General features: G+C 62.1%; 1 protein-coding gene. It reads right to left on the minus strand.

Going from position 1 to position 4,025, the window contains the following annotated elements; genetic code table 11:
* Positions 1-228 precede the first annotated feature (228 nt).
* Positions 229-3,471 (minus strand): InlB B-repeat-containing protein, encoded by a 3,243-nt coding sequence (locus tag GJ668_RS19335; protein ID WP_155451719.1) that lies wholly within the window; start codon positions 3,469-3,471, stop codon positions 229-231.
* Positions 3,472-4,025 lie beyond the last annotated feature (554 nt).

The following is a 4,025-nucleotide window of genomic DNA, read 5'->3' on the forward strand; positions in this document are numbered from 1 at the left end:
CAGGAACCGTTCACGGCGGGTCTGGTACTTCGGCTTCGGGGCGCGTTTCTTGGGCATCGTCGTCAGGCTGAGGGCGGTGGAGAACACAGGGCACAAGGGTATCACTCAGACCCCTTCGCCAAAACGGAATTGTTCAGCGTTTCCTTGATACGTGCCATGCCGCAATCCGGCATGGCTCAGCTGGAAGCGGTGTATGAGGCCGGCAGAATGCCAGCCTCATACCTTGCTCTAGTTCTGAGAGAAGCGCTCAGCGAGCGGATTGGGCAGTGCGATCAATTGATCCTGGCCGCTTTGATACCAGTATAGTGTGCCACCATCCGGGCTGAACGTCGGGCGCGTCCAATCGCTAGCGTCGAGCAACTCCGCCGGGCAGGCCTGGCGGTGGTCGATGCCGCTGACGAGATCGCGGATGGAAATTGCGCAGAGCTGGGCGCCATCTGCGGCGACGGACTGGCTCAGATAGGCCAGGAATCGCCCGTCGGTGCTGAGCCCTGGATGATGCGCATCAGCTAGGGCCTCGCCTTCGCTCAACGGCACGATCTCAGCCGCTGGACCATCGATCAGTGCCTGGCCGAGGATCTGGCGTGGGCCTTCAAGGCTCGCCTGGTCATAGACCAGAACGGTGCCCTCGGCATCGACCGCCGGATGGGCCGAAGCCTGCTCAGCCTGCGTCAGCCGCTCCGTGACGCCCAGCGCCAGATCGCGCAGGAACAGATCACTTACGCCGTTGTCATCACCGGGCACCAGATCGCTGGCGGCACTGGAAAACACCACCCGCTCGCCGAGCGTATCGGCGGCTGGATCGCGGCTGGCGCCGTTGCCGGCTGAGCCATCCTCGGTGACGCTGATCAGCGCGATGTGGTCGGTCAACAGATCGAGGCGATACAGGTCACTCGCTTCGTTGCCATCCTCGGGATGCAGCGTCTGAGTGGTTTCCAGGATCAGCCAGCGTTCATCGGCATCAAGCAGACCGCCGGTCAGGGCGTCAGTGTCGATGCTGAGTTCAGCAAGATGCTCCTGTAGCCAGGATGGCAGGGCATCCTTGCCGGCGATGAACCCGGGCGCGACCGCTGCCGGCGCGCTGGCGATCAAGGCCGCCGTGTTCTGGGCCGAGGCCGCTGCCGTACAGGTCACCGGTGCCGAGGTCGCCATGAGCCGCCCGCCCGCCTCGACTCGGAAGCTGGGCGCGAAGGTGATGCGCGGGGCGGTAAGGTCAAGCGTGGCGCCGCTGGCGACCGATACTGAGCCGGCGACCTGGATGCCGATCTCGGAGCGCTGGGTCAGGGTACCGCTGGTCACCGAGGTGGTCAGTGTGGTTGCGGTCGTGGCACACCCGCCAGTCTCTTCGGTATCGCCGATCACGAGCGGATTCGGCGTCGGCGTGGCACTGGCCTCATTGATCATACCGAGGCGCTGATAGGTGAATTCGGCGCTGATCGCTTGCGAGCCGCTGGCCGTCTCTGGCACCTGAACGCTGTAGCTGAAGGTCAAGGGCAGCGTCAACTCACCGCTCGCGGTGAAGAGGATCTCCGTGCCGGCGGGGCTGAGTTCGGGACTGCCCGAGCCACTGACTCCACTCAGAGTCCAGCCACTCGGCAGGGTCGGCACCCACACCAGCGAGAGCAGCGGATCATCGCCGGTCTGGCCGAGGGTGTTGACGATGGTCAGGGTCTCGCCGGGGGTGTAGTAGCCCACACTCGCCGCTTGGGTAGCCTGTGGGGCGGTGGTGTCCGCCGATATGGCCGCCGCCCGCTTGGACGCGGTACCCGCGACCTGCTGACCGCCGGGCGCGTAGCCGTCGTCGCCTTGCGGCTCGACGTAGTACGAGGGCGCGCGCCAGTAACCGAGGACGCGATTGACCTCGAAGGTATCGATGCGCCATTGGGGTTCGCGATAGTCGGCGCTATGCGGCGCGCCTTCGGTGTTGCCGCTGCCAAGGGCGTAGCCATCCGGGTTGGAGGCGTCGACCTGATAGGCCTGCTCACGCCAGTAGGCGAGCACCCGACTGGCTTCCGTGGCGTCGATGTTCCAGGCCGGATCCTGGTAATCGGCGCTGTGGCGGACGACCCCTACCTGTCCGATCAGGAGCGGGTCCGGCTCGACGAGCAGCGTGACGGGGTTGCCCATGTCCGCTGACTGGTAGTTGAGGGTGGCACCCATTTGCTGATCGCCGCGTGCGTCCTCGGGCACCCGGATCTGGTAGCTGAAGTTGATCGGTAGTGTCAGGGTGCCGGTGAACAGGATCTCGTTGTTGGAGACCTGGGGTGAGCCACCCCCCGTGGCGCTGATGACTGTCCAGCCCGAGGGTAGCTCGGGTAGCCAGGTCAGGCCGCGTGCCTCCGCGCCGCTGATGTCGTTGAACTGTGCGGTGACGGTCAGCAGGCCGCCGGGGGTGTAGCTGGTTGCGACCTCTTGGGTAGCTGTAAGGTCTGCCGTGCCGGTAAACTCGGCGGTGACAGATCGAGTGCCAGTGACGGTCGTCAGCGTACAAGTGTGATTGTCGGTGCTGTTGCAGCCGCTACTCCAGGCGGTGAAGCCATAACCGCTGGCCGGCCGCGCGATGCAGAGACTGCTCTGGCCGCTGGGCACCGGATTGGGGTCGCACACGATGGTGCCGGCACCGCTCGGAGTGACCCGGGCGTTGATCGCATAGCCTTTCACGAAGGTGGCGATGACCACCGTGGCCTCGTTCAGGGTGAGGGTGCAGGTCGGGTCAGCGCCGGAGCAGGCCCCGCTCCAGCCGGTGAACACATCATTATCGCTAGCGGGTGTCGCGGTCACCGTGACCTCGGTTCCGGCCGCAAACACCGTGTTGCAATCGATTCCGCAGTCAATGCCCGCTGGCATTGAGGTCACGGTGCCGTCGCCATCCCCTTCCAGGCCCACATTAAGTCCGGCCAGGGACGGATCACCGGTCGGGTTTTCGTACGCGCCGATATCGACGATCTCACCCACCAGGCGCGGATGGCCGGCAGCATCGGTGGCAGGCAGTCCGCTGGTCATCGGGTCGCCAGCGTTGATCATCGGGGAGTTGCTCAACAGGCTCAAATCGTCATTGGCCATGTCGACGAACAGGGGATCGACGGCATTTTGATTGCTGGGATCAATGAGCATCCCGATGGTCATGGTGATGCCGCTGCCGAGGGTTTGATCGAAATTGTTATAGAGCAGCGTTAAGGGGTAGTAGTCAAAATCGCCATCGACATCGTTGTTGATTGAGAGATCCTGACCGGGCGAAGCTCGATTGGCCCAGAACAGATTGTTGCGCAGCACCCCTCCGACCGAATCACCTTGGCCAGACAGCCGTAGCGCAACGCCGCCACCGGTCGGCGCGTCATTTTGCACCAGGGTGTTGTTGGTGAGTGTCAGAGTGCCATCCGTCGCGGCTAGATAAAGACCGCCGCCGAGCGCATCGGCGGATGCGGCGGTTCCGGCGGTTCCTGCCGAATTACCGAACAGCGCGTTGCTCACGATACTGGTCTGGCTGCTTCTACTTAAAGAAACACCAAAACCGCCGCCGGAAAGTCCCGCTTCATTCTCGATAACCCGATTATTGACGAGGTTAACCAGACCGTTAGCTAAAGAACCCAGGCCGATCCAGACGGCCCCGCCGTATTCTAACGCTGAATTCGTCAGAAACTCGTTTTCTGTTAGAATAATGTTGTAATTATCAACTTGAATTCTATATTGTCCGTTTCCAGATATATAAGCACCGCCTCCGGACTGCTGTGTCGTATTATTCGAGAACTGATTCCGCAGAAGATTAATCGCGTTATTCTGTGCCATGTATTCGTTCTCAAAAGTAACTCTAAGACCACCACCAACTTCTGTTGCCGTATTCCCCAAAAATTCATTTTGGCTCAGAGTCGCAGAACCGTTAGGGAAACGCTGAACAATTCCGTTTTGGCGAAGGGGTCTGAGTGATACCCTTGTGCCCTGTGTTCTCCCCCGCCCTCAGCCTGACGACGATGCCCAAGAAACGCGCCCCGAAGCCGAAGTACCAGACCCGCCGTGAACGGTTCCTG

Source organism: Allochromatium palmeri, from assembly GCF_009720725.1.
Taxonomy (GTDB): domain Bacteria; phylum Pseudomonadota; class Gammaproteobacteria; order Chromatiales; family Chromatiaceae; genus Thermochromatium; species Thermochromatium palmeri.